The organism is Brachymonas sp. KE5 (genome assembly GCF_057773645.1).
This window is the reverse complement of record NZ_CM173463.1, coordinates 2,225,541-2,251,429: the sequence shown is the minus strand read 5'-3', so window position 1 is coordinate 2,251,429 and position 25,889 is coordinate 2,225,541. Positions and strand designations below refer to the sequence as shown.

The 25,889-nt window shown below is 64.4% G+C and carries 26 protein-coding genes; 24 read left to right on the top strand and 2 right to left on the bottom strand.

What is annotated here, in order from left to right:
• Nucleotides 1-2: 2 nt before the first annotated feature.
• The 3 genes from glyS to ACX36O_RS10640 are packed head-to-tail and all read left to right on the top strand — an operon-like array spanning nucleotide 3 to nucleotide 3,684.
• A complete protein-coding gene (gene glyS, locus ACX36O_RS10650; protein ID WP_488359762.1) occupies nucleotides 3-2,180 on the top strand; it encodes a glycine--tRNA ligase subunit beta in 2,178 nt (725 codons plus the stop codon).
• A 31-nt stretch (nucleotides 2,181-2,211) separates the two neighbouring features.
• A complete protein-coding gene (gene gmhB, locus ACX36O_RS10645; protein WP_488359761.1) occupies nucleotides 2,212-2,841 on the top strand; it encodes a D-glycero-beta-D-manno-heptose 1,7-bisphosphate 7-phosphatase in 630 nt (209 codons plus the stop codon).
• 30 nt (nucleotides 2,842-2,871) lie between these two features.
• Entirely contained in the window at nucleotides 2,872-3,684 is an 813-nt protein-coding gene (locus ACX36O_RS10640) for a M48 family metallopeptidase (protein ID WP_488359760.1), read from the top strand.
• Nucleotides 3,685-3,741: 57 nt separating this feature from the next.
• On the opposite strand, the gene ACX36O_RS10635 is transcribed toward ACX36O_RS10640, so the two are convergent.
• Nucleotides 3,742-4,473 (bottom strand): septal ring lytic transglycosylase RlpA family protein, encoded by a 732-nt coding sequence (locus ACX36O_RS10635; protein WP_488359759.1) that lies wholly within the window; start codon nucleotides 4,471-4,473, stop codon nucleotides 3,742-3,744.
• Here ACX36O_RS10635 and ACX36O_RS10630 point away from each other — a divergent pair.
• From ACX36O_RS10630 to dtd, 21 genes are all read left to right on the top strand, one after another.
• Entirely contained in the window at nucleotides 4,472-4,681 is a 210-nt protein-coding gene (locus ACX36O_RS10630; protein WP_213361462.1) for a hypothetical protein, read from the top strand. The genes ACX36O_RS10635 and ACX36O_RS10630 overlap by 2 nt on opposite strands.
• 48 nt (nucleotides 4,682-4,729) lie before the next feature.
• The gene (locus ACX36O_RS10625; protein ID WP_213361461.1) at nucleotides 4,730-5,152 is read left to right on the top strand and encodes a MerR family transcriptional regulator; all 423 of its coding nucleotides are present in this window, start codon (nucleotides 4,730-4,732) and stop codon (nucleotides 5,150-5,152) included.
• Between the two features lie 120 nt (nucleotides 5,153-5,272).
• A complete protein-coding gene (locus ACX36O_RS10620) occupies nucleotides 5,273-6,454 on the top strand; it encodes an isovaleryl-CoA dehydrogenase (RefSeq protein ID WP_213361460.1) in 1,182 nt (393 codons plus the stop codon).
• A 66-nt stretch (nucleotides 6,455-6,520) separates the two neighbouring features.
• Nucleotides 6,521-7,204, top strand: a complete 684-nt coding sequence (gene can, locus ACX36O_RS10615) for a carbonate dehydratase (protein WP_488359758.1) — start codon at nucleotides 6,521-6,523, stop codon at nucleotides 7,202-7,204.
• 40 nt (nucleotides 7,205-7,244) lie between these two features.
• Nucleotides 7,245-9,044 carry a bifunctional isocitrate dehydrogenase kinase/phosphatase gene (gene aceK / locus ACX36O_RS10610; RefSeq protein WP_213361458.1) on the top strand — a complete coding sequence of 600 codons (1,800 nt, stop codon included), beginning with the start codon at nucleotides 7,245-7,247 and terminating at the stop codon, nucleotides 9,042-9,044.
• A 22-nt stretch (nucleotides 9,045-9,066) separates the two neighbouring features.
• A complete protein-coding gene (locus tag ACX36O_RS10605; RefSeq protein WP_213361457.1) occupies nucleotides 9,067-10,248 on the top strand; it encodes an acetyl-CoA C-acyltransferase in 1,182 nt (393 codons plus the stop codon).
• Nucleotides 10,249-10,310: 62 nt separating this feature from the next.
• Nucleotides 10,311-10,994: an SDR family oxidoreductase gene (locus tag ACX36O_RS10600; protein WP_213361456.1), complete on the top strand. Its 684-nt coding sequence runs from the start codon at nucleotides 10,311-10,313 to the stop codon at nucleotides 10,992-10,994.
• A 58-nt stretch (nucleotides 10,995-11,052) separates the two neighbouring features.
• Nucleotides 11,053-12,180, top strand: a complete 1,128-nt coding sequence (locus ACX36O_RS10595; RefSeq protein WP_091813238.1) for an acyl-CoA dehydrogenase family protein — start codon at nucleotides 11,053-11,055, stop codon at nucleotides 12,178-12,180.
• Nucleotides 12,181-12,317: 137 nt separating this feature from the next.
• Nucleotides 12,318-12,716 carry a DUF3427 domain-containing protein gene (locus ACX36O_RS10590; RefSeq protein ID WP_213361455.1) on the top strand — a complete coding sequence of 133 codons (399 nt, stop codon included), beginning with the start codon at nucleotides 12,318-12,320 and terminating at the stop codon, nucleotides 12,714-12,716.
• Nucleotides 12,713-13,171: a YchJ family protein gene (locus tag ACX36O_RS10585; RefSeq protein WP_488359757.1), complete on the top strand. Its 459-nt coding sequence runs from the start codon at nucleotides 12,713-12,715 to the stop codon at nucleotides 13,169-13,171. Before ACX36O_RS10590 ends, ACX36O_RS10585 begins: the two co-directional genes overlap by 4 nt.
• Entirely contained in the window at nucleotides 13,168-13,845 is a 678-nt protein-coding gene (locus tag ACX36O_RS10580; RefSeq protein ID WP_488359756.1) for an HAD family hydrolase, read from the top strand. The genes ACX36O_RS10585 and ACX36O_RS10580 overlap by 4 nt, the downstream gene beginning before the upstream one ends.
• A 240-nt stretch (nucleotides 13,846-14,085) precedes the next feature.
• On the top strand, nucleotides 14,086-15,837 hold the full coding sequence (locus tag ACX36O_RS10575; protein WP_213361452.1) for an AMP-binding protein: 1,752 nt from the start codon (nucleotides 14,086-14,088) through the stop codon (nucleotides 15,835-15,837).
• A gap of 91 nt (nucleotides 15,838-15,928) precedes the next feature.
• The gene (locus ACX36O_RS10570) at nucleotides 15,929-17,551 is read left to right on the top strand and encodes a carboxyl transferase domain-containing protein (protein ID WP_213361450.1); all 1,623 of its coding nucleotides are present in this window, start codon (nucleotides 15,929-15,931) and stop codon (nucleotides 17,549-17,551) included.
• Nucleotides 17,552-17,564: 13 nt separating this feature from the next.
• Nucleotides 17,565-18,452 carry an alpha/beta hydrolase family protein gene (locus ACX36O_RS10565; RefSeq protein ID WP_488359755.1) on the top strand — a complete coding sequence of 296 codons (888 nt, stop codon included), beginning with the start codon at nucleotides 17,565-17,567 and terminating at the stop codon, nucleotides 18,450-18,452.
• Between the two features lie 21 nt (nucleotides 18,453-18,473).
• Entirely contained in the window at nucleotides 18,474-19,262 is a 789-nt protein-coding gene (locus ACX36O_RS10560) for an enoyl-CoA hydratase/isomerase family protein (RefSeq protein ID WP_371698816.1), read from the top strand.
• Between the two features lie 122 nt (nucleotides 19,263-19,384).
• Nucleotides 19,385-20,116 carry a DUF4126 domain-containing protein gene (locus ACX36O_RS10555; RefSeq protein ID WP_488359754.1) on the top strand — a complete coding sequence of 244 codons (732 nt, stop codon included), beginning with the start codon at nucleotides 19,385-19,387 and terminating at the stop codon, nucleotides 20,114-20,116.
• A gap of 40 nt (nucleotides 20,117-20,156) precedes the next feature.
• Nucleotides 20,157-22,199, top strand: a complete 2,043-nt coding sequence (locus ACX36O_RS10550; protein ID WP_488359753.1) for an acetyl/propionyl/methylcrotonyl-CoA carboxylase subunit alpha — start codon at nucleotides 20,157-20,159, stop codon at nucleotides 22,197-22,199.
• Between the two features lie 18 nt (nucleotides 22,200-22,217).
• A complete protein-coding gene (locus ACX36O_RS10545) occupies nucleotides 22,218-23,138 on the top strand; it encodes a hydroxymethylglutaryl-CoA lyase (RefSeq protein WP_213362722.1) in 921 nt (306 codons plus the stop codon).
• Between the two features lie 63 nt (nucleotides 23,139-23,201).
• Nucleotides 23,202-23,456 (top strand): DUF1289 domain-containing protein, encoded by a 255-nt coding sequence (locus ACX36O_RS10540; protein ID WP_213361446.1) that lies wholly within the window; start codon nucleotides 23,202-23,204, stop codon nucleotides 23,454-23,456.
• A 14-nt stretch (nucleotides 23,457-23,470) separates the two neighbouring features.
• Nucleotides 23,471-24,106, top strand: coding sequence for a DsbA family protein (locus ACX36O_RS10535; protein WP_371686973.1), 636 nt, complete (start codon nucleotides 23,471-23,473; stop codon nucleotides 24,104-24,106).
• Entirely contained in the window at nucleotides 24,103-24,558 is a 456-nt protein-coding gene (gene dtd, locus ACX36O_RS10530; protein ID WP_488359752.1) for a D-aminoacyl-tRNA deacylase, read from the top strand. The genes ACX36O_RS10535 and dtd overlap by 4 nt, the downstream gene beginning before the upstream one ends.
• A gap of 22 nt (nucleotides 24,559-24,580) precedes the next feature.
• On the opposite strand, the gene ACX36O_RS10525 is transcribed toward dtd, so the two are convergent.
• The gene (locus ACX36O_RS10525) at nucleotides 24,581-25,780 is read right to left on the bottom strand and encodes an alpha/beta hydrolase family protein (RefSeq protein WP_488359751.1); all 1,200 of its coding nucleotides are present in this window, start codon (nucleotides 25,778-25,780) and stop codon (nucleotides 24,581-24,583) included.
• Nucleotides 25,781-25,889 lie beyond the last annotated feature (109 nt).

Genomic DNA, 25,889 nt, shown 5'->3' with positions numbered 1-25,889 from the left:
CCATGACTACCCCCAACCTTCTCGTCGAACTGTTTGTTGAAGAACTGCCGCCCAAGGCCCTGAAAAAGCTGGGCGAATCCTTCGCCGATTCCCTGCTGGCCTCGCTGCGCGCGCAGGGTCTGGCCAATGGCGACAGCGTCGTCACCCCCTTTGCCAGCCCGCGCCGCCTGGCGGCCCACATCACGCGCGTCGCCGCCAAGGCGGCCGACAAGCCGGTGCAGCTCAAGCTGATGCCGGTCAGCGTCGGCCTGGATGCGGAAGGCAAGCCCACGCCGGCCCTGCTCAAGAAGCTGCAGGCCATCGGTGCCGACGCCAGCGTGGTGCCGCAGCTCAAGCGCCAGCAGGACGGCAAGACCGAAGCCCTGTTCTACGACAGCATCGTCGACGGCGCCGTCCTCGACACCGGCCTGCAGAAGGCGCTGGAAGAGGCCATCGCCAAACTGCCGATCCCCAAGGTGATGACGTATCAGCTCGAGACCGACTGCGAATTGCCCGGCTGGAGCAGCGTGCAGTTCGTGCGCCCGGCGCACGGTCTGGTGGCCTTGCACGGCAGCACCGTGGTGCCGGTCAAGGCGCTGGGCCTGCGTGCCGGCAACAGCACGCGCGGTCACCGTTTCGAGGCGCAGGTCGATCCGGTTGTGATCCCCGATGCCGACAGCTACGCCGCCACGCTGCGCGAGCAGGGCGCCGTCATCGCCAGCTTCGATGAGCGCAAGGCCGAGATCGCCAGCCAGCTCGGTGCAGCGGCCGCCAGGATTGGCGGCGGCTGCGCCCCCATCAGCGACGAAGCCCTGCTCGACGAAGTCACCGCCCTGGTCGAACGCCCGCACGTGCTCACCTGCGCATTCGAAAAGGAATTCCTCGACGTGCCGCAGGAATGCCTGATCCTGACCATGAAGGCCAACCAGAAATACTTCCCGCTGCTGGATGCCGAAGGCAAGCTGACCAACCAGTTCCTGGTCGTCAGCAACATCCGTCCGGACGATGCCAGCGCCGTCATTGGCGGCAACGAGCGCGTGGTGCGCCCGCGCCTGGCCGATGCCAAGTTCTTCTTCGATCAGGATCGCAAGAAGAAGCTGGAAGACCGCATCCCCGGCCTGGCCAAGGTCGTGTACCACAACAAGCTGGGCACGCAGGGCGAGCGCAGCGAGCGCGTGCGCGGCATCGCCCACGCCATCGTCAACCAGCTTCGTCTGGCCACGCACCCCTATACGGTCGAGGCGAAGGACGAATACGACGTGCTCGACAGCAAGGTACAGCAAGCCGCGCAACTGGCCAAGACCGACCTGCTGACCGACATGGTGGGCGAGTTCCCCGAGCTGCAGGGCACCATGGGCAACTACTACGCCCGCCACGAAGGCCTGCGCGACGGCGTCGCCATCGCCATCGAGGACCACTACAAGCCGCGTTTCGCCGGCGATGCGCTGCCGCGCAACCACACCGGCACCGTGCTGGCGCTGGCCGACAAGCTCGAAACCCTGGTCGGCATGTTCGGCATCGGCAATCTGCCCACCGGCGACAAGGATCCCTTCGCGCTGCGTCGCCACGCCCTGGGCGTGATCCGCATCCTGATCGAGAAGCAGTTGCCGCTCAAGCTGGACGACCTGCTGGCCGCCGCCGCCGGCACTTTCGGCACCCTGCTGCCCGAGGCCGAAACCAGCAACCAGCAACTGCAGGCCTTTATCTACGAGCGCATCAGCGGCTACCTGCGCGATCTGGGCTTTACGGCCCAGGAAGCCGATGCCGTGGTTGCCGTGCGTCCGCCCTGGGGCGAAATCCCGCGTCGCCTCGAGGCCGTGCGTGTCTTCGCCGCGCTGCCCGAGGCGCAGGCGCTGGCCGCTGCCAACAAGCGCATCGGCAACATCCTGAAAAAAGCCGGCGATGCCGGCCAGGTGGTCGATGCCCACGTCAGCGAGATGCTGCTGCAGGAGCAGGCCGAGAAGGACCTGTTCGCCGCCGTCAACCGCATCGTGCCCGAGGCTGATGCCCACTTCGACGCCGGCCGCTACACCGATTCCCTGCAGACGCTGGCGGCGCTGCGCGCTCCGGTGGATGCCTTCTTCGACGACGTGATGGTCAACGCCGAAGATGCGGCGTTGCGCATGAACCGTCAGGGCCTGCTCAAGCTGCTGCACAATGCCATGAACCGCGTCGCGGATCTGGCCCGCCTGGCCGTCTGAGGCCGGTAGCCGCACCAGCAGGAGAAACGCCATGGTCCGTCGCAACAAGAACAACCTCAAGCTTGTCATCATCGACCGTGACGGCACGCTGAATGTCTTCCGCGAGGGCTACATCAAGGAACCGGAGGAGTGGGAGCCCGTGCCAGGCGCGCTGGAGGCGATTGCGCTGCTCAACCGCAGCGGCTGGCATGTGGTGGTGGCCAGCAACCAGCCGGCCGTGGGCCGCGGCGTGATGGACGCAGCCACGCTGCATGCCATCCACGCCGTCATGCACAAGCAGCTGGCGGCCGTGGGCGCGCGCATCGATGCCGTGTTCTTCTGCCCGCACAGCCCGGAAGAAGCCTGCAACTGCCGCAAGCCCGCGCCCGGCCTGTTCCAGGAAATCGGCGAGCGCTACGGGGTGGAGCTGTCCGAAGTGCACGGCGTGGGTGACGCCCTGCGCGATGTGCAGGCGGCCGCTGCCGCCGGCTGCATCCCGCATCTGGTGTGTACCGGCGAGGGCGAGCAATGGCTGGACCGTCCGCTGGACGAGGCCTTCCCGCAGCACACCATCAAGCATCCCGACCTGCTGGCCTTTGCCCATTACCTGATCGGGCAGGAGCCGCAGCCCGAGGATCCCGGGGTCCAGGTGCCTCCGGGGCAGGGCACCCTGGCGGCCTGAGCGCCGTCATTGCCAGTCGTGCGGCACGCCGTGTTGTCCTCGCTCCTGCTGCATGCGTCGCCCGACGCACAGACGCCTCCGCTGCTGCAGCATCCCGCGCCCAGCGGCCAGTTGTTGCTGCAGGGCGAGATGGTGCACTATCTGTTGCAACGCGCACGCCGGCGCAGCGTGGGCATGCGCATCACCGACCAGGGGCTGGTCGTCACCGCACCGGGCGGCCTGCCGCTGGCCCAGGTGGAGCTGATCCTGCAGCGCAAGGCCGCCTGGATCGTGCGCAAGCTGCGCGAACACCATCCCTCGCACCCGGCACGCCAGCAGAACGTGCTGCACTGGCAGCATGGCATGCTGTTGCCCTATCTGGGCGGCGCTCTGCCCCTGGTCCTGACCGAGCCTGCCGGCGCGCGTCCGCGCCGGAGCCCGGCGGCGCACCTGGCCCTCGGTACCGATCTGGTACTTGCGGTGCCGCTGCCGCCGGGCACCGAGCCCCGGCAAATCAGCCACAGCGTGCAGCGCTGGTTCCGCGAGCAGGCGCTGGAGCATTTCGCGCAGCGCATCGACCATTTCTCGTCCCTGCTGGGCGTGCGCTGCCAGTCGCTGCATCTCAGCAGTGCCCGCACGCGCTGGGGCAGTGCCACGGCACGCGGCGTCATCCGCCTGCACTGGGGCCTGCTGCACTTCACCCCGGAGCTGATCGATTACGTGGTGGTGCACGAGCTGTGCCACCTGCGAGAAATGAACCACAGTGCGCGCTTCTGGCAACTGGTCGAATCCATCCTGCCCGACTATCGCCTGCTGCGCCAGCAGCTCAAGGCGTGTCGCCTGCCGGTGTGGCTGGCGGCGTAAGGCCCACGAAAAAGCCCTGCATCGGCAGGGCTTGATCGGGGAGGGCGGCGGGAAGGCTCAGCTTTCCGTGCCTTGCGCAATGCGCTGCAGCTTGCCGTCCTTGCGTGCCTTGTACAGCATCACGCGGTACACGCCGTGGTTCTTCACGCCCAGCTTGGTGGCTGCGGCGCGGCTCAGGTCGATGATGCGGCCATGCACGTAGGGACCACGGTCGTTGATGCGCACCATCACCGACTTGCCGGTATCCGGGCTTTTCACCAGCACCATGGTGCCGAAAGGCAGCGTCTTGTGCGCCGCCGTCATGGCATTCATGTTGTAGCGCTCGCCATTGGCCGTCAGGCGGTTGTGGAACTGATCGCCATACCAGGAAGCCTTGCCCTGCTGGAACGAGGCGCCCTCGGCGTCAGCCAGCAGTTCGGTCGGCTTGCCGATGCCTGGGCCGATGTCGGCCACTTCAGGCGCGGCATAGGCGGGGCGCTGGCTGTTGCGACGGCTCTTGCGCTTGCCTTCCTGGGCCACGCGGGCATCCCGGGAGAAGCTGGGTGCGGCGGGCATGGCCACTGCCGGCTGGGCTGTTTCCGAAAACACCTCCGGCTCGGCCTGCGGGGTGGAGGAGAAGGGCTCGCCGGCGGGAGCGGCCGGCTGGGCGGAAATCCGGGGAGTGGAGAGGGCTTCGGCGGGCTGTGCCCAGGCCGTTCCCAGCAGCATGCTGCTCATGCCGAGACCGGCGGCCAGGCACAAGGTACGCAGCACATCACTCCTGTTCTTGATAAGGAATGTGTTTTTCATGACGGCCGAGAATAACTGCATCTGGACACCATGGCAACAATTTTGTGGTGGATTTGCCGAATGCCCGCATGATAAGCTGATGAATTCATTGAATAATTCAGTTAAATGCAAGCCTTTCATGCAGACCGGTAGCAGAGCGCAGGCGCCTGTTTTCTCCCCTGCGGGCAGCGGCGGCCCTACAATATCCGATGCAAAAACAACATCGTGAGCATGCCTTTTTGTATGGCATCCCACCCACATCTTCGGGAGACAGTTCGTGGCTACAGGGGTAACCTATTCCATCAGTGATCTGGCCAAGGAGTTCGACCTGACCACGCGTGCCATCCGCTTCTATGAGGACATGGGGCTGCTGCAGCCGCAGCGCACCGGCGAAGGGCGCCGTGTGCGGGTCTATACCCCGCGCGACCGGACCCGACTCAAGCTCACGCTGCGTGCCAAGCGCCTGGGCTTCAGCCTGAGCGAGGCCAAGCAGATCATCGACCTGTACGACAGCCCGCGCGACACGCTGCCGCAGATGCGTCTGTATCTCGACACCCTGGCCACGCACCGCCGCCAGCTCGAAATCCAGTTGGGAGAAATCCAGGCCAACCTCGAGGAGGTCAAGGCCCACGAGAAGGAAGCCCGCACGCTGCTCAATCGCATGATGAATGCCGGCAACGAACGTGCCATCAAAAAGTGATATACCGTAGCTGCAGGGCAGTGTGCGGCTGTCAGCAAGTTGTCATTGACGTTTACGTCAACGTCATATAATCTGCCGGATCATTCCTACCAACCATAGAGAACCCACAGGAGACATTTCATGAGCAACATGCCCGGACTCAACTTCCAGCTTGGCGAAGACATCGACGCACTGCGCGACGCCGTCTACACCTTTGCCCAGGCTGAAATCGCCCCGCGCGCGGCCGAAGCCGACCGTACCGACCAGTTCCCGATGGACCTGTGGCAGAAGTTCGGCGAGCTGGGCGTGCTGGGCATGACCGTTCCCGAAGAGTACGGTGGCACCAACATGGGCTACCTGGCGCACATGATTGCGCTGGAAGAAATCAGCCGCGCCAGCGCCTCCATCGGCCTGTCCTACGGCGCGCACTCCAACCTGTGCGTGAACCAGATCAAGCGCAACGGCAACGAGGCACAGAAGCAGAAATACCTGCCCAAGCTGTGCAGCGGCGAGCACATCGGTGCGCTGGCCATGTCCGAGCCGGGTGCCGGCTCCGACGTGGTGAGCATGAAGCTCAAGGCGGAGGACAAGGGCGGCTACTACCTGCTCAACGGCAGCAAGATGTGGATCACCAACGGCCCCGACGCCGACACCATGGTGGTCTATGCCAAGACCGAGCCCGAGCTGGGCGCGCGCGGCATCACCGCCTTCGTGGTCGAGAAGGGCATGAAGGGCTTCTCCACCGCCCAGAAGCTGGACAAGCTGGGCATGCGCGGCAGCCACACCGGCGAGATGGTGTTCCAGGACGTGGAAGTCCCGGCCGAGAACATCCTGGGCGAACTCAACGGTGGCGTGAAGGTGCTGATGAGCGGTCTGGACTACGAGCGTGCCGTGCTGGCTGCCGGCCCGGTCGGCATCATGCAGGCCGTGATGGACAACGTGGTGCCCTACATCCACGACCGCAAGCAGTTCGGCCAGTCCATCGGCGAATTCCAGCTGATCCAGGGCAAGGTGGCAGACATGTACACCGTGCTGCAGGCCGGCCGCTCCTTCCTGTACACCATCGGCAAGAACCTGGATTCCCTAGGTGGCGGCCACGCCCGCCAGGTGCGCAAGGACTGCGCCTCCGTCATCCTGTGGACGGCCGAGATGGCTACCAAGATGGCCGGCGACGGCATCCAGATCTTCGGTGGCAACGGCTACATCAACGAATACCCGCTGGGCCGCCTCTGGCGCGATGCCAAGCTGTACGAAATCGGTGCCGGCACCAGCGAAATCCGCCGCATGCTGATCGGCCGCGAGCTGTTCGCCGAAACCATGTAATTTTTCCCCCTTCATGGCGCAGCTGCTGCAAGGCACTGCGGCCATTTTTCTCTGAACCGGACTGCGATGAACGATACCCCCACCTTACCCGCACGCGACAAGCTGGAAAACCTGTTCGAGGCCAACCGTCAGTGGGCAGCCGAAATGGAAAAGAAGCGTCCCGGCTTCTTCACCGGCCTGATGGAACAGCAGAATCCCGAATACATGTGGATCGGCTGTTCCGACAGTCGCGTGCCGGCCAACCAGATCACCGGTCTGGCTCCGGGCGAGGTGTTCGTGCATCGCAACGTGGCCAACGTGGTGGTTCCGACCGATCTGAACTGCCTGTCCACCATCCAGTACGCGGTGGACCAGCTCAAGGTCAAGCACCTGATGGTGGTGGGCCATTATGGCTGCGGCGGCGTCAAGGCGGCGCTGTTCGACCTGCGCGTGGGCCTGGCCGACAACTGGCTGCGCCATGTGCGCGACGTGGCCGACCGCCACTTCAAGCGCATGCAGCGCGTACCCGAGGCGCGCAAGCTCGATGCGCTGTGCGAACTCAATGCCATCGAGCAGGTGGTCAACGTGGCGCAGACCACCGTCATGAAGGATGCCTGGAACCGTGGCCAGGACGTGACCCTGCACGGCTGGGTCTACGGCATCAGCGACGGCCTGGTGAACGACATGCGCATGACCTGTGGCGGCAATGATGAATTGCTGCCCGTCTACAAGCAGGCACTGGAGAGCTGGGACAGCCGATACTGCGCATAATGGAAGGTTAATACAACCACCATAAATGCACGGAGACACGATGTTCCCCCAACGACTGGACGCACCTGAGGCGTATGAAATTGCCAGGGCGATGCTGGACGGTTTCGACCGTCACTATCGCCTGTTCCGTTCCGAATCGGGGCGTGCCAAGCACCGCTTCGAGACGCAGGACTGGCACGCGCAACAGCGCGCCCAGCGGGACCGCATCGAGTTCTACGACCTGCGGGTGGACGAATGCATCATGCGGCTCGAGCGCGAATTCCGTGCCCACGAGCTGCCCATGAATGTGTGGCAGCAGGTCAAGCTGTTCTACATCGGCTTGCTGGTGAACCATCACCAGCCCGAGCTGGCCGAAACCTTCTTCAACTCGGTCACCACCACCATCCTGCACCACAGCCACTTCAGGAACGACTTCCTGTTCATCCTGCCGGCCATCAGCACCGAGTACATCGAGTGTCAGGAAGACGTGCTGCACCCGTCGTTCCGTGCCTACTATCCCAAGTTCGAGCAGCTGCACGACGCGATCCGCACCATCCTCACCGACTACAACCTGCACGTTCCCTACGAAGACCTGGAGCGTGACATCACCCGCGTGGTCGAGGTGCTCAAGCACCAGATCGGCGACGTCAAGCTGCGTGCCAATTTCCAGATCCAGGTGCTCAGCAGCCTGTTCTACCGCAACAAGGGTGCCTACGTGGTGGGCAAGATCGTCAACAGCTACCGCGAGGTGGCGTTCTCGCTGCCCATCCTGTTCAACCACGAGGGCAAGCTCTACATCGATGCCGTGCTGCACGGCGAGAACGACATGCGCGCGCTGTTCAGCTTTTCGCGCGCCTACTTCATGGTCGACATGGAGGTGCCGAGCGCCTACGTGCAGTTCCTGCGCAGCCTCATGCCCGGCATGCCGCGCGCCGAAATCTACAACGCACTGGGGCTGGCCAAGCAGGGCAAGACGCTGTTCTACCGCGACTTCCTGTTCCACCTGCTGCACAGCACCGACAACTTCCGCATTGCCCCCGGCATCAAGGGCATGGTGATGCTGGTGTTCGACCTGCCGTCCTTCCCCTACGTGTTCAAGATCATCAAGGACTACTATCCGCCGCAGAAGGAAACCACGCGCGAGCTGATCGAGTCCAAGTACCGTCTGGTGAAGCACCACGACCGTGTCGGCCGCATGGCCGACACGCTCGAATTCCGCAACATCGCCTTCCCGCGTGACCGCTTCGACGAGGACCTGATCGAGGAGATCCGCAAGTTCGCCCCGAGCCAGATGGAAATCGCCGATCTCGACGACGATGGCGAGGAAGAGGTGATTTTCAGGCACATCTACATCGAGCGCCGCATGATCCCGCTCAACATGTACCTGCAGGAAGCCTTCGACGCCGGCATGGAAACCAGTCGCTCGCGTCACCAGATGGAGCATGCGGTGGTCGAATACGGCAATGCGATCAAGGATCTGGTGGCTGCGAACATCTTCCCTGGCGACATGCTCTGGAAGAACTTCGGCGTCACCCGTCATGGCAAGGTCGTTTTCTACGACTACGATGAGATTGAGTACATCACTGACTGCAACTTCCGCAAGGTGCCGGCACCGCGCAACGAGGAAGATGAAATGTCCGGAGAAATCTGGTACAGCGTCGGCCCCAAGGACGTGTTTCCGGAAACCTTCGGTCCCTTCCTGCTCGGCAATGATGCCGTGCGCGAGGTTTTCATGAAACACCATGCCGACCTGCTGGATTCGCAGTTCTGGCAGGCGCACAAGGAGCGCATCCAGCGCGGCGAAGTGCTGGACGTGTTCCCGTATGAACAAGACAAGCGCTTCGAGCGCAAGACCCGTTAACCTAACCTCAGGAGAACTTGAAATGGCTGAATCCATTGTCATCGTTGGCGCCAAGCGCACCCCCATGGGCTCGTTCCAGAGCGATTTCGCCAATCTGGCGGCGAGCGATCTGGGCGCCGTGGCCATCAAGGCCGCTGTCGAGCAGGCCGGCATCAAGCCCGAGCAGGTCGACGAAGTGTATTTCGGCAACGTGCTGATGGCTGGCCAGGGCCAGGCTCCCGCACGCCAGGCCGTGATCAAGGCCGGCCTGCCCAAGTCCACCGGCGCTGTCACCGTGCACAAGGTGTGCGGCTCCGCCATGAAGACCGTCATGATGGCGGCCGACACCCTCGCTGCCGGCAACGCCGACATCATGGTGGCCGGCGGCATGGAAAGCATGACCAACGCCCCCTATCTGCTGAAGAAGGCCCGTGGCGGCTACCGCATCGGCCACGACAAGGTGTATGACCACATGATGCTGGACGGCCTGGAAGACGCCTACGAAGCCGGCCGCAGCATGGGGACCTTCGGCGAAGAGTGCGCCGAGAAGTACAACTTCACCCGTGAAGACCAGGACAAGTTCGCCATGGCCAGCGTGCAGCGCGCACAGGACGCCATCGCCGCCGGCGCCTTCAAGGACGAGATCGCTGCCGTGACCGTGGCCGACCGCAAGGGCGAGCGCGTGGTCGACACCGACGAAGGTCCGGGCAAGATCAAGATCGACAAAATCCCCACGCTCAAGCCCGCCTTCAAGAAGGATGGCACCATCACCGCCGCCGCCAGCTCCAGCATCAACGACGGCGCTGCCGCCATCGTGCTGATGACCGAGAGCAAGGCCAAGGAACTGGGCTGCAAGCCGCTGGCCCGCATCGTCAGCTCGGCCACCTTTGCGCAGGAACCGAACTGGTTCACCACCGCTCCCGTGTACTCCAGCCAGAAGGCCCTGGAAAAAGCCGGCTGGAAAGTCGAGGATGTGGACCTGTGGGAAGTGAACGAAGCCTTCGCCGTGGTGCCCATGGCCCTGATGAAGGAACTGAACGTGCCGCACGACAAGGTCAACGTTAACGGCGGCGCCTGCGCCCTGGGTCACCCCATCGGTGCTTCCGGTGCCCGCATCATGGTCACGCTGATCCACGCCCTGAAGGCGCGCGGCCTGAAGAAGGGCCTGGCCACGCTGTGCATCGGCGGCGGCGAAGGCACTTCCGTCTGTCTGGAACTGGTGTAATTCCGGTCAGAACCAGAACGGGCGGGCATGCTGCGGCATGCCCGCCTTGCGTGAGCCCTCCCATGTCCACCATCGTCATCATCGGCGCCTCGCGCGGCATCGGCCTGGAACTGGCGCGCCAGTATGCGGCGGCCGGCGACCGTGTCATTGCCACGGCACGCAGCGATGCCGGCGCCGAACACCTGCACCAGGCGGGTGTGCAGCAGATCCTGCGCGTGGACGTGGCCAAGCCGGCCAGCGTCAGCGGCCTGGCCTGGCAGCTCGATGGCGAGTCGGTGGATGTGGCCATCTACGTGGCTGGCGTCGGCCACCGCGCCGATGCCACCAGCCCGCCCACGCAAAACGATTTCGACCGTGTGATGCACACCAATGTGCTGGGTGCCATGCAGGTGATCCCGCAGGTGGCGCCCCTGGTCGAGGCGGGGCGCAACGGACAGGGCGGCGTGTTCGGGTTCATTTCCAGCGGGCTCGGCAACATCACGCAGGCCGCCGATAGCGATTGGTGGCTGTATCGCGTGAGCAAGGCAGCGCTGAACATGGCGGTGGCTTCGGCGCGCCACAGCTATCCGCGCGCGGCCATGGTCTGCCTGGATCCGGGCTGGGTCCGCACCGACATGGGCGGCCCCTCGGCCCCGTTGTCGGCAGAGGACAGTGCTGCCGCACTGCGGCGGAACTTGACGCAAATCACATTGTCATCATCGGGACATTTTGTCCATCGCGATGGCGTCGCTTACGATACATGGTGATGCAGGCTGCCCTCGGCATCACGACCGTTTGTTTTCAAAAAATCAATAAGGAATCCCCATGCTACTGACACAAGACCAGGAGATGATCCGCGAAGCGGTACGCGCCTTTGCCCAGGAACAGCTGTGGCCGAACGCCGCCAAGTGGGACAAGGAGCACAGCTTCCCCAAGGAAGCGCACAAGGGCCTGGCCGAGCTGGGTGCCTATGGCATTTGCGTGCCGGAAGAATACGGCGGCGCCGGTCTGGACTATGTCACGCTGGCCCTGGTGCTGGAAGAAATCGCGGCCGGTGACGGCGGCACCAGCACGGCCATCTCCGTGACCAACTGCCCCTACAACGCCATCCTGATGAAGTACGGCAACGAGGCGCAGAAGCAGCAATGGCTGGTGCCCGCTGCCCGCGGCGACATCCTCGGCGCCTTCTGCCTGACCGAGCCGCACGTGGGCTCCGATGCTTCCGCCATCCGCACCACCGCGGTGAAGGAAGGCGACGAATACGTCATCAACGGCACCAAGCAGTTCATCACCAGCGGCAAGAACGGTCAGGCGGCCGTGGTGATTGCCGTCACCGACAAGAACGCCGGCAAGAAGGGCCTGAGCGCCTTCATGGTGAGCACCGACAACCCCGGCTGGAAAGTGGCCAGCCTGGAGAACAAGCTGGGCCAGCACAGCAGCGACACGGCGCAGATTCTGTTCGACAACTGCCGCATTCCCGCCGAGAACCTGATCGGCCAGGAAGGCGAGGGCTACAAGATTGCCCTGTCCGCGCTGGAAGGCGGCCGCATCGGCATCGCCTCGCAGAGCGTAGGCATGGCCCGCAGCGCGCTGGACTTTGCCGTGCAGTACGCCAAGGAGCGTGAAGCCTTCGGCGTGCCGATCATCGAGCACCAGGCCGTGGCTTTCCGTCTGGCCGACTGCGCCACGCAGCTCGAGGCCGCACGCCAGCTGATCTGGCACGCAGCCAGCCTGCGCGACGCCGGCAAGCCCTGCCTGCGCGAAGCGGCCATGGCCAAGCTGTTCGCTAGCGAAACCGCCGAGAAGGTGTGTTCCGTGGCGATCCAGACCCTGGGCGGCTACGGCGTGACGGCCGACTTCCCGGTCGAGCGCATCTACCGCGATGTGCGTGTGTGCCAGATCTATGAAGGCACCAGCGACGTGCAGAAGATCATCATTACGCGTTCGCTGTAAGCATTCTGCGTCGTGAGGGATAGCCCTTTCACGTTGTACGTGGAAGGGTTTTTTTGTGCGTGTAGTTTCGCTGTGCCCTCTTTGCTTCGGGTGGCTTTGCGTGGTGACCGATAGAATGCCTGCAAGGGGGAAAGCTAATGGTGTCGTTTGCCAGAATCGTTCCGAATCAGCATTACTCGCGTAAAGAGTTAGCGAGCCTTTGGGGCTATCGAAGCTATCAGGCCATTGCGCGTGGCGTTGTGACTCCTAAGGGCGATAACAAGATCATTCTGTTTGTCACGCAAGATAAGCAGAGCTCGTCTGAGCAGTACCGCGATTATTTGGTAGGAGCGGTGCTGCATTGGGAGGGGCCAAACGATCACTTCGCTGAAGAGCGTATGCAGTGTGCTCAACGGCAGGGTGATGAGATTCATCTCTTCTATCGTGAAAAGCACCATTCCGATTTTGTTTATATGGGACAGGTTGATGTGGTGGGGTGTACGCTGCTCACAGGTCGTCCGAGCCGATTTGAACTGCAGCTACGTGCTGCTGAATGACCAGGGTCATGATCGATAGGAATTCAGTGAGCACAGATCAAGGAAAGCGACTCCTATGTCCATGTGGGCGTCATGCTGGAAAACTAACTGCGTTGGTAGTCGGCGACTGTTGCCAGCGCTATTTGGCTGACTGGAACACTCCGGCCCCCGATGCCGAATCCCTCATGCGCTCGCGCTACACCGCCTTCGTGCAGCAGCGTGCCGATTACCTGCTGGCCACCTGGCATTTCTCCACCCGTCCCGCCGAACTGGATTTCGAGCCCGGCCTAAAATGGCTGGGCCTGGAAGTGCGGCAGCATCGCATCATCGATGCCACCCATGCCGAGGTCGAGTTCGTCGCACGTTCGCGCCTGCAGGGCCGCGCCATCCGCCTGCATGAACGCAGCCGTTTTGTGCGCGAGGCAGACGATCAGGGCGTGCTACGCTGGTATTACGTCGATGGAGACATGCTGTGAATCCCCCGCGCATCCGTTTCGCTGCCGTCCTGTTCGACTGCGACGGCGTGCTGGTCGACAGCGAGCCGCTCACCATGGGTGTGCTGCGCGACATGCTGGACGAGCGCGGCTGGCGCATGACACTGCAGGAGTGCATGCAGATCTTCGTCGGCAAGGCCACGAAGGACGAGGCGGCCCGCATCGAGTGCGAAACCGGCCAGCCTTTCACCACCGAGTGGCTGCACAGTTTCTGGGCGCGGCGCGACGTGGCCCTGCGCGCGCATCTGCAGGCCATTCCCGGCGCCGCCGAACTGGTGCGGCAGGCCCATGCGCTCACGGGTGGCCAGATCGCCTGCGTTTCGGGCGCCGATCGCGACAAGATCGGCCTGCAGCTCTCCCACACCGGCCTGCTGCCCTGGTTTGATGGGCGGATCTTCAGCGGCCACGACATGCCGCGCAGCAAGCCCCATCCCGATGTCTATCTGGCAGCCATGGACCGGCTGCAGGTCGCGCCGGACCAATGCCTGGTGATCGAGGACACCGTCACCGGCGTGCGTGCCGGCGTGGCCGCCGGTGCCACGGTGTGCGGACTGTGCCTTCCGGGTAATCCCGTTGTGTCACCGGAACAACTGCTGTCTGCCGGCGCACAGCAGGTCGTTGCAAAACTCGATGACGTTGCGCTGCACTGGCGCTGATTTGCTGGCACAATCGCGGTATTGACGTTTACGTCAACGTAATTTAACCGTCAAGAAGACAGGGTATGTTCAACCTGCAGACGGGCCGCCGGGCGAAGCCATGCCCGGCGCCGGCAAGTACCGCACACAAGACGGTGCCCCCGGAGCTCGACAAGTTTCATAGGAGTGCAGCGTGCAGGATGGGGCACGAGCGTCATCGGCGCTGCACTGAACAACTGGTCAAAACCTCAGGAGACAACGATGGACGCCAAAGATATTCCGCAACACCACGTGGTGCAATCCCCCAACGCGCCGCTGCCCAACAGCTATGACAAGGGTGACACCGACAAGCCCCTGCTCGAAGTCACCATCGGCGATCACTTTGATGGCGTGGTTGCCAAATATCCCGATCACGAAGTGCTGGTGAGCCGTCACCAGGGTATCCGCTACACCTACCACCAGCTCCAGCTCAAGGCCACGCAACTGGCCAGCGCCATGCTCAAGAGCGGCCTGCAGAAGGGCGACCGCGTCGGCATCTGGTCGCACAACAACGCCGAATGGTTGCTGGTGCAGGTGGCTACCGCCAAGATCGGCGTGGTGCTGGTCAACATCAACCCGGCCTACCGTGTGGCCGAGGTGGAGTATGCGGTGAACAAGGTGGGCTGCAAGGCCATCATCGTCATGCCCAGCTTCAAGACCAGCAACTATGTCGGCATGCTGCAGGAACTGGCGCCCGAACTGCCCAAGTGCCACCCTGGCATGCTGGCCATTTCCCGCATGCCCTCGCTGCGCCGCATCGTCTGGATCGACGTGGCCGGCCAGGGCGATGAGATCCCCGGCATGCAGCGCTTCTCAGAGTGGATTGCCACCGGCGACCAGCTCGATCCGCAGGTCGCGGCCGTGCAGAAGACGCTGAAGAACACCGACCCGATCAACATCCAGTTCACCAGCGGCACCACCGGCTTCCCCAAGGGCGCCACGCTCACGCACCGCAACATCCTGAACAACGGCTGGTTCGTCGGCGAGTGCATCGAGCTGACCGACAAGGACCGCCTGTGCTGCCCGGTGCCGCTGTACCACTGCTTCGGCATGGTGATGAGCAACCTGGCCTGCATGACGCACGGCGCCTGCGTGGTCTACCCCAACGATGCGTTCGACCCGCTGCTGGTGCTGCAGACCGTGCAGGACGAGAAATGCACGGCGCTGCATGGCGTACCCACCATGTTCATTGCCGAACTGGACCACCCGCAATTCAAGGATTTCGACCTGTCCACGCTGCGCACCGGCATCATGGCCGGCTCTCCCTGCCCGATCGAGGTGATGAAGCGCGTCGTGAGCGAAATGCACATGAGTCAGGTCACCATCGCCTACGGCATGACCGAAACCAGCCCGGTGAGCTGCCAGTCCAGCGTCGACACGCCGCTGGACCGCCGCGTCTCCACCGTCGGTCTAGTGCAGCCCAACCTGGAAGTGAAGATCGTCGATCCCGAGAGCGGCGAGACCGTGGCCTGCGGCACCTCCGGCGAATTGTGCACGCGCGGCTACTCCGTCATGCACGGCTACTGGGGCGATGAAGCCAAGACCAAGGAAGCCGTGGACGAAGAAGGCTGGATGCACACCGGCGACCTGGCCACCATGGACGAGCAGGGCTACGTCAACATCGTCGGCCGCATCAAGGACATGGTGATCCGCGGCGGCGAGAACGTCTACCCGCGCGAGATCGAGGAATTCCTGTACCGCCATCCCAAGGTGCAGGACGTGCAGGTGGTCGGCGTGCCCGACGAGCGCTATGGCGAGGAGCTGTGCGCGTGGATCATCGCCAAGCCCGGCCAGAAGCTGGACGAAGAGCAGATCCGCGAATTCTGCAAGGGCCAGATCGCCCACTACAAGGTGCCCAAGTACCTGCGCTTCGTCGAGGAATTCCCGATGACGGTCACCGGCAAGATCCAGAAGTTCAAGATTCGCGACGCGATGAAGGAAGAGCTGGGCCTGCACGAAGCCAAGACGGCCTGATCGGCCAGGCCGGCGCTGTGTTGCCGGCCGCACAGAATACGAGAAGTCAGCGGGGCGCCAGCGCGCGCCCTGCGCACAAGGAGATTGCACCATGCCCGTTATCCAATCCAAACTCAATGCGCGCTCGGCCGAATTCCAGGCCAACGCTGCAGCCATGCAGGCCGTTGTGGACGACCTGCGCCAGCACGTCGAGCGCGTGGCGCTGGGCGGCCCCGAGGCCGCCCGTGACAAGCACGTGGCCCGCGGCAAGCTGCTGCCGCGCCAGCGCGTCGAGATGCTGCTCGACCCCGGCACGCCCTTCCTGGAACTGTCGCCGCTGGCCGCCATGAACATGTACCCCGACCGTGACGGCAGCGATTCCGCTCCCGGCGCGGGCGTGATCACCGGCATCGGCCGCGTTTCCGGCGTGGACTGCCTGATCGTCTGCAACGACGCTACCGTGAAGGGCGGCACCTACTACCCGATGACGGTGAAGAAGCACCTGCGTGCGCAGGAAATCGCCCAGCAGAACCACCTGCCGTGTATCTATCTGGTGGACAGTGGCGGTGCCAACCTGCCCAACCAGGACGATGTGTTCCCGGACCGCGACCACTTCGGCCGCATCTTCTACAACCAGGCCAACCTGAGCGCCCAGGGCATCGCCCAGATCGCCGTGGTGATGGGGTCATGCACCGCCGGTGGCGCCTACGTGCCGGCCATGAGCGACGAGACCATCATCGTCAAGAACCAGGGCACGATTTTCCTGGGCGGCCCGCCGCTGGTGAAGGCGGCCACCGGTGAGGTGGTGACGGCCGAAGACCTGGGCGGTGGCGATGTGCACACCCGCCTGTCCGGCGTGGCCGACCACCTGGCGCAGAACGACATGCACGCGCTGTCGCTGGCGCGCAGCATCGTCGACAACCTGAACCACCAGAAAGCCGACCTGCCGCAGTACGCCGAGCCCAAGCCGCCGCGCTACGACGCCAAGGAACTCTACGGCATCATCCCGACCGACACGCGCAAACCGTTTGACGTGCGCGAAGTGATTGCCCGTATCGTGGATGACTCCGAACTGGACGAATTCAAGGCCCGCTTCGGCACCACGCTGGTGTGCGGCTTTGCCCGCATCGAGGGCATGAAGGTCGGCATCATTGCCAACAACGGCATTCTGTTCGGCGAGAGCGCACAGAAGGGCGCCCATTTCATCGAGCTGTGCTGCCACCGCAAGATCCCGCTGGTGTTCCTGCAGAACATTACCGGCTTCATGGTCGGCCGCAAGTACGAGAACGAGGGCATTGCCCGCCACGGCGCCAAGATGGTGACGGCGGTGGCCACTGCCAACGTGCCCAAGTTCACCGTGGTGATCGGCGGCTCCTTCGGCGCCGGCAACTACGGCATGTGCGGTCGCGCCTACAGCCCGCGCTTCCTGTGGATGTGGCCGAATGCCCGCATCTCCGTGATGGGCGGCGAGCAGGCGGCTGGTGTGCTGGCTACCGTGCGCCGTGATGGCATCGAGGCCAAGGGCGGCACCTGGTCTGCCGAGGAAGAGGAGGCCTTCAAGGCCCCGATCCGCCAGCAGTACGAAGAGCAGGGCCACCCCTACTACGCTACCGCTCGCCTGTGGGACGACGGCATCATCGATCCGGCCGACACGCGCCGCATGCTGGCCCTGGGCCTGAGCGCAGCGTACAACGCCCCGATCGAAGAGCCGAAGTTCGGTATCTTCCGCATGTAACGCAGGACGGGCCGTGCTGCGCAAGCTGTTCCTTCTTGCAACGCTGGCCGCCGTGGCGGCCAGTGCGCAGGCGCGCCTGCAGGAGGAGCGGCTGGAGGTGCCGGTCACCGTTCAGGACCGTTACGGCCAGAGCGAAACGCGGCTGGTCCGTACTTCGCTGTTCCGCGACGATGCGCGCAAGGGCGTGGCACCGGTCGCCGTCATCCTGCACGGCCGTCCGGCCGACAGCGCGGCCAAGGCCGACATGGGCCGGGCCCGTTTTTCGGCAGCGGTGGACTTCTTCGTCAAGCGCGGTTACGTGGTGGCGGTGCCTACGCGCATCGGCTACGGCGTGACCGGCGGGCGCGATGTGGAGGCCTCGGGCAATTGCGAGCGGCGCGAGTTCGGTCCGGGCTTCCAGGCTGCGGCCGACCAGACTCTGGCCGTGCTCGAGGCGGTGCGCAAGCGCCCCGTGATAGCGCAGGACCGCACCGTGCTGGTGGGCCACTCCTATGGCGGCATCGTGGCGCTGGCCGTTGCGGCGCGCAAGCCGGCTGGCCTGCAGGCGGTGGTGAATGTGTCTGGCGGAGCCGGAGGTGATCCCAGGCTGCGTCCTGGCCAACCCTGTTCCACCTTTCCGCTGGCGCAGCAGTTGCGCAGCTTTGGCACCGCCGTGCGCGTGCCGACGCTCTGGCTCTATGCCAGCAACGACCGCTATTTCGGTGCCACCGTACCGAAGCAGTGGTTCGACGCCTACAGCCGCATCGGCGGCACGGGCGAGTTTGTGGACGTGGGGCGCGTGGGCGCCGACGGCCATGCCCTGTTTACCCATTTTCCGGGAATCTGGCAGCCCCGCGTGGCCAGCTTCCTGGATCGCTACGGCCTGCGTGCAGCGCGCACCGGCCGCGGCAGCCAGTCATAACGACAAGACGGAGTTTGATTCATGACCGCACTCGTGACCACCATCGAAGGCCATGTGGCCACCCTCACGCTGAGCCGTCCGGACGTGCGCAATGCCTTCAACGATGAAGTCATCGCCGAGCTGACCCAGGCCTTTACCGATATCGGCAACAACGCCGACGTGCGCTGCGTGGTGCTGGCCGCCGAAGGTCCGGCCTTCTGCGCCGGTGCCGACCTGAACTGGATGCGCCGCATGGCCGACTACACGCGTGACGAGAACCTCGCTGACGCCGGCAAGCTGGCCGAAATGCTGCGCGTGATCTATACCTGCCCCAAGCCGACCATCGCCCGCGTGCAGGGCGACGTCTATGCCGGTGGCATGGGCCTGGTGGCTGCCTGCGACATGGTGGTCAGCGTGGACACCGCCAACTACTGCCTGAGCGAAGTCAAGCTGGGCCTGATCCCAGCCACCATCAGCCCCTACGTGATCCGTGCCATGGGCCCGCGCGCCTCGCACCGCTACTTCCTCACGGCCGAACGCTTTGATGCCAAGGAAGCCCACCGCATCGGCTTCGTGCACGAACTGGTCACGGCCGAGCAACTCGACGCCAAGGTGGCAGAAATCGCCAAGGCCCTGTGCATGGCCAGCCCCGCAGCCGTCAAGGCTTGCAAGCTGCTGGTGCAGGACGTGGCCGAACAGGAAATCACCCCCGAACTGATCGCAGACACGGTGGCCGGCATTGCCGACATCCGTGCCAGCGAAGAGGGCCGCGAGGGCGTGCAGAGCTTCCTGCAGAAGCGCAAGCCGTCCTGGCTCGAGAAAAAGGACTGAGCGTCCTGCCGCGCTGCTATGCCTGAGATCCTCATGAACCTCATCCGCATTTCCACGGCTGTGTCCCTGCTCCCCAAGGAGCGGGCGCAGGGCCGTGCTGCGGAGTCCGGGAGGAGGAAGCCATGACGGAAACCCTCATGCAATGGTGGCAGCAGTTGCTGCCCTACCTGCAGCAGGCTGGCGTTGCCATGAGCGGCACGGGGCATGCAGCGGGGGATGTCGCGGGTCAGGCCCTGGGCCGCATGGACATGGCAGGCATGCTGGCGCTGGCCGGCGCGCTTGGCTGGGCCAGCGGCTTCCGCTTGTACGCGGTGGTGTTCATCACCGGCCTGATCGGCCTGTTGGGCTGGGTGCCGCTGCCCGAGAGCATGCACATGCTGCAAAGCCCGGTCGTGCTCGCCGCCAGCGGCTTCATGCTGTTCATGGAGTTCTTTGCCGACAAGATCCCGGGGCTGGACAGTGTCTGGGATCTGGCCAACAGCGTGATCCGTATTCCCGCCGGCGCCGCGCTGGCCGGCAGCGTGTTCGGAGCCGATGGCGGCACCATGACGCTGGTGGCCACGATTCTGGGCGGTACGCTGGCTGCCACCAGCCAGGCCGCCAAGACCACCACGCGCGCTGCCATCAACACCTCGCCCGAGCCTTTCAGCAACGTGGCGGCCAGCCTGTTCGAGGACGGGCTGGTGGTCGGCATCGTCTGGCTTGCGGTCAACCAGCCCGTCATCTTTGGCGTGGTGCTGCTGGTGGCCGTGGTGCTGATGGTGCTCGTAACGATTCTTCTGGTGCGCTTCCTGCGCGCCGCCATTCGCCGTTTGAAAACATGGTTCGGGGCGGAGCCGGCGCCGTCACCCTGACGGCCGCTTGATCCCGACAATAGATACCAAGGAGACTGTGATGTTCAAGAAAATCCTGATTGCCAACCGCGGCGAAATTGCCTGCCGCGTGGCTTCCACGGCGCGTCGCATGGGCGTGCAGACGGTGGCGGTGTATTCCGATGCCGATGCGCGTTCCAAGCACGTGCAGCTGTGCAACGAGGCGGTGCATGTGGGCGGCAGCGCGCCCAAGGACAGCTACCTGCAGTGGCAGCGCATCATCGATGCTGCCAAGGCCAAGGGCGCCCAGGCGATCCACCCGGGCTACGGCTTCCTGAGCGAGAACGAGGAATTTGCCCAGGCCTGTGCCGACGCCGGTCTGGTGTTCATCGGCCCGCCCGCCTCCGCCATTCTGGCCATGGGCTTGAAGGCCGAATCCAAGCGCCTGATGGAGCAGGCCGGCGTGCCGCTGGTGCCGGGCTACCACGGTGCCGATCAGGATCCCGAACTGCTGAAGAAGGAAGCCGACCGCATCGGCTACCCCGTGCTGATCAAGGCCAGCGCCGGTGGCGGTGGCAAGGGCATGCGTCTGGTCGAGAAGGCCGAGGACTTCGCCGCTGCGCTCGAATCCTGCAAGCGCGAAGCCATCAACAGCTTCGGTGATGACGCCGTGCTGGTCGAGAAATACGTGCTGCGTCCGCGCCACATCGAGATCCAGGTATTTGGCGATACGCATGGCAACTACGTGTACCTGTTCGAGCGTGACTGTTCCGTGCAGCGCCGCCACCAGAAGGTGCTGGAAGAAGCGCCCGCTCCCGGCATGACGCCCGAGCTGCGCAAGCAGATGGGCGAGGCCGCCGTGGCCGCCGCCCGCGCGGTGAACTACGTGGGCGCCGGCACGGTGGAATTCATCGTCGAGCAGCCGGGTGGCTACGACAAGCCGGAAGAAATGAAGTTCTACTTCATGGAAATGAACACCCGCCTGCAGGTGGAGCACCCGGTGACCGAAGCCATCACCGGCACCGATCTGGTCGAGTGGCAGCTGCGCGTGGCCGCTGGCGAGCCCTTGCCGAAGAAGCAGGAAGAGCTGCAGATCAAGGGCCACGCCATCGAGGCACGTATCAACGCCGAGAATCCCGAGAACAACTTCCTGCCGGTGACCGGCACGCTGAAGGTCTACCGCACGCCCGAATGGAGCGTGACCTTCGAACGTGCCGACGCGCGCGTGGACTCCGGCGTGCGTGAAGGCGATGCCATCAGCCCGTTCTACGACTCCATGATCGCCAAGCTGATCGTCTGGGGTGCCGACCGCGAGCAGGCGCTGGCCCGCCTGGACGGCGCGCTGGCGCATATGCGTATCGTCGGTCTGACCACCAACGTGCAGTTCCTGCGCCAGATCCTGGCCACCGAGTCCTTCAGCCAGGCCAGGCTCGATACCGCGCTGATTCCGCGCGAAGCCGACGTGCTTTTCGGCCAGGACAGCCTGGGCATGCCCATGAGCGTGGCAGCCGCCATCGGCCACCGCATCTTCAACGAGAACAAGCAGCTGCAGGGCAAGGATCCGTTCAGCCGCCGCGACGGCTGGCGCGCCTATGGCGGTTTCAGCCGCCAGTTCCAGCTGATGTACCGCGACCAGCCGCTGCAGGCAGACCTGCGCTACGAGCACGACGGCAGCTACTACATCGTGATCAGCAAGCCGGACGGCACGCTGCGCCCCGAAATCCTGACCGAAGGCCCGCTGATCGTGGAAGAGCGCGATGACGGCCGCATGGACGTGCGCTACGGCGAAGACCGCCAGGTGCTGCAGGCCTGGCTGGATGGCGAGGAACTGAACGTGTTCAGCCAGCGTGGCTCCAGTCAAATTACCGTGGTCGACTCCCTGTTCCACTCCGGCGAGGGTGGCGAGGGTGGCCGCCTGACGGCGCCGATGCCGGGCAAGGTGGTGTCCTTCGCCGTCAAGGCCGGCGACAAGGTCACCAAGGGCCAGCCGCTGGCGGTGATGGAGGCCATGAAAATGGAGCATACCATCTCCGCACCGGCCGATGGCGAAGTGGTCGAACTGCTGTTTGCCCCGGGCGACCAGGTGCAGGACGGCGACGAACTGCTGACCCTGAAGTCGGCGTAAAGGAGCAGCACGATGAGCATGTCCCTGCCGACCAAGGCCCAGATCATCGAACTCGGTCCGCGCGACGGCCTGCAGAACGAAAAGCAGACCGTGCCGACCGACATCAAGGTGGACCTGATCCATCGCCTGGTGGATGCCGGCGTGACCAAGCTGGAAACCACCAGCTTCGTCAGCCCCAAGTGGGTACCGCAGATGGGCGACAACACCGAGGTGATGAACGCGATCCAGCGCAAGCCGGGCGTGGTCTACTCGGTGCTGGTGCCGAACATGAAGGGCTATGAGGCAGCCGTGCTGACCCGGCCGGATGAAGTGACCGTGTTCGGTGCGGCCAGCGAGGCCTTCAGCCAGAAGAACATCAACTGCTCCATCGCCGAGAGCATCGAGCGTTTCGCTCCGGTGGTCGAGGCCGCGCTGGCGGCGGGCATGAAAGTGCGTGCCGCCATGAGCTGCACCGTGGGCTGCCCCTACGAGGGCGAGATTGCGCCCGAGCGCGTGGAATACCTGGCCGGCCTGCTGAAGAACATCGGCGTGCAGCAGGTGGCCGTGGCCGACACGATCGGCGTCGGCACCCCGCTCAAGGTGCAGCGTGCCATCGAGGCTACGCTCAAGCACTTCAGCGTGGACCAGATCAGCGGCCACTTCCACGACACCTACGGCCAGGCACTGGCCAATACGCTGGCTGCGGTGCAGATGGGCGTGTGGCAGCATGAAACATCTGTGGCCGGCCTGGGCGGCTGCCCCTACGCCAAGGGCGCCACGGGCAACGTGGCGACCGAGGACGTGGTCTACATGCTGCACGGCATGGGTATCGATACCGGCATCGACCTGGACAAGCTGATTGACGCCGGCCAGATGATCAGCGACTTCCTGGGCCGTCCGTCCGGCTCGCGCGTGGCGCGCGCGCTGCTGACCAAGCGCGCGTCGGCCGCTTGCGCCTGAGCGGGTACGGGAGCTTTCCGGGGGCCACGGGGTGGCCCTTTCTTTTGCCTGGATAATGCGTCCATGCCCAGTTCCTCCGTATCCAACCGGGCGGCAGAAAGCCGCAAGCTCGCGGAGCGCATCGCCTGTGCGCTCGCCATGCCGCAAGTCCCGTCCCCCTGCATCAACGTCTGCCAGATCGATCCGGCCAGCGGCCAGTGCCGCGGGTGCTGGCGCACGCTGGATGAAATCGCCCACTGGTCGGTGCTGGACGAGGACGAGAAGAAAGCGATCTGGCAGGCGCTGATGGCGCGCAGCCAGGCCGCCGTGCCACGCTGAGGAGTTCTGCCGCCATGCCTGTCATCCACTTTTATTTCGATTTCGTCTCGCCCTACGCCTATGTGGCCTTCCATGCCTTGCCGCGCACGCTGTTTGGTCTGCCCTACCAGATGGTGTATCGGCCGCTGGTGCTGGGAGCGCTGCTGAAAGCGCATGGCACGCCCGTTCCGGTGAGCCTGCCGCCCAAGCGCGAATGGCTGTTTCGCCATGCCGGCTGGCTGGCGCGCGAACAGGGACTGGAGTTTGCCCCGCCGGCGAGCCATCCGTTTTCGTCCATCCCCTGGTTGCGCATGGCGCTGGCCGCCAGCCCGCAGGGGCAGCCCGGTCGCCATGTGTGCGAAACGCTGTTCGATGCGATCTGGCAGGGCGGCCGTGATGCCGATGATCCGGCCCTGCGCGATCAGGTGTGGCAGGAGTTGGTGCGAGACCTGCCGGCCGTGCGGGATCCGGCTGACTCGGAAGTGAAGCAGGAATTGTTCGCCCTTGGCGAGGCGGCCATTGCGCACGGCGTTTTCGGCGTGCCCACCTGCGTGCTGCTGCCGGAAGAGGAGGGCGGCACTCCGGAGGTGTTCTGGGGCGTGGAGGGCCTGCCCATGCTGCGCGAGGCCGTGCTGGCGCGTGCCACGACCGCGGAAGGCACCGACGCATGAAAGCCTTGCTGCAACGGGTGCGTGAAGCCAGCGTCACGGTCGATGGCGCCATGACGGGGCAGATCGGCCCCGGCTTGCTGGTGCTGCTGTGCGCCGAACCGCAGGATACCGAGGCCGTTGCCGACCGGCTGCTGGCCAAGATCCTCAAACTGCGGATTTTCAGCGATGCTGCGGGAAAGATGAACCGCAGCGTGCAGGATCTGGATGGCGCTGGCACGGCGGGCGGACTGCTGCTGGTCAGCCAGTTCACGCTGGCTGCGGATTGCAGCGGGGGAAACCGGCCCAGTTTTACCGGCGCAGCGCCTGCGGCGCTGGGGCAGGCGCTGTATGACTACACCGTGGCGCAGGCCCGAAAGCTCCATCCCGAGGTCGCCACCGGGATTTTCGCGGCCGACATGCAGGTGGCCCTGGTCAATGACGGGCCGGTCACGATCTGGCTGGAGATGGCCTGAGGCATCCCCTGCCCGACTGTGCTTAAAGGTTCTGCGCCAGCGCGCCCATCCTGTCCAGGGCAAAGCGCAGGTATTCCGGCACGCAAGGGAGGTGGTCCGCAGGGCTGGCCGTGCAATCGGTGAGTGACACGGCCGTCGCCCCTTGCTGCCGCAGTGCCTGCAGTGCGGAGGTGGAGGCTGCATAGGGCACGGTCTTGTCATCCTTGCCGTGGAACAGGTAGACCGGCGCGGTCGGCGCCCAGCCCAGGTGCACGCTGTTGTATCTGGCCAGGCCGTCCAGGTCCCCCGCCAGATAGCGGTCGATGCCATCGACACGGAACACCACATCCCCCTGATTGTTGTGCAGCAGCACCAGCACCATCAGCTGGCGCAGGCGCTTGCGTGTGGTGTCGCCGAGCTGGCTCAGGTTTTCAGGGGTGACAATCCCTTGCAGCTCCGGGTACTTTGCCACGGTCTGCTCCAGCAGGCCGTCCAGTGCGGCCTTGACATCATACGGCCCAGCGCCCGGAACCGCCGCCTTCAGGCAGCCCAGCATGGACCCGCCGGTCTGCTGGATCAGACGGTGGGCGGCCATGGTGGCGTAGCCGCCCTCGGAATAGCCCATCATGAACAGCTGCCCGTTGTCCCGGACCTGGTTCTGCGATTGCCATGCGCGGCTGGCTTGCAGCATGTCGACCACCGCGCGGGCCGTCGGAGTGGCTTCCATGTAGGGATGCTGTGTGCCGTAGGAAGCGCCAAAGCCGATGTAATCTGCCGCGACCACGATATAGCCCTGTGCGGCCAGTTGCGCTGGCGGTTCGGACGCTACCACGTTCTGCGACGGCGCCTCGGCGTTGCGGAAGATGGTGGCATGCTGATAACTGAGGACGGGGCTGGATGCGCCGTCTGGTTTGACCGGTACGCTCAGCAGCCCCGAGGCAAGCAGCTTGCGTCCCGCAGCATCCGAGGTAATGTAATTCAGGCGATAGGTCTTGACATCGTAGCGTGCCGCAAGGCCTTTGAACCAGCTATCCGGCTGTGCTGCAGCCTGCGAAATGCTGGCTGCTGTCAACGTGTTGATGGCTTGTGCGTCACGCAGGTCTCCCAGGTTGCCAGGGGGCTCGCTGCTACCGCTGCCGCCACCTCCGCCGCCGCAGGCAGCCAACATCACGGACAGGCAGGCGGCTGCCAGAAAATGCCTGCGAGGCGCAGCGGAGAGGGGCTGGGGGGCAGCGATCAGCATGGGAACAATTCCTTGGGGATGGTGGTCTTTCGCAGTATGCCGGCAGAAAGAAGAGGGCGCTGTCAGACTAGTCCGATTGTGTCGCATCCGGTAAGAATGGTGTAAGCAA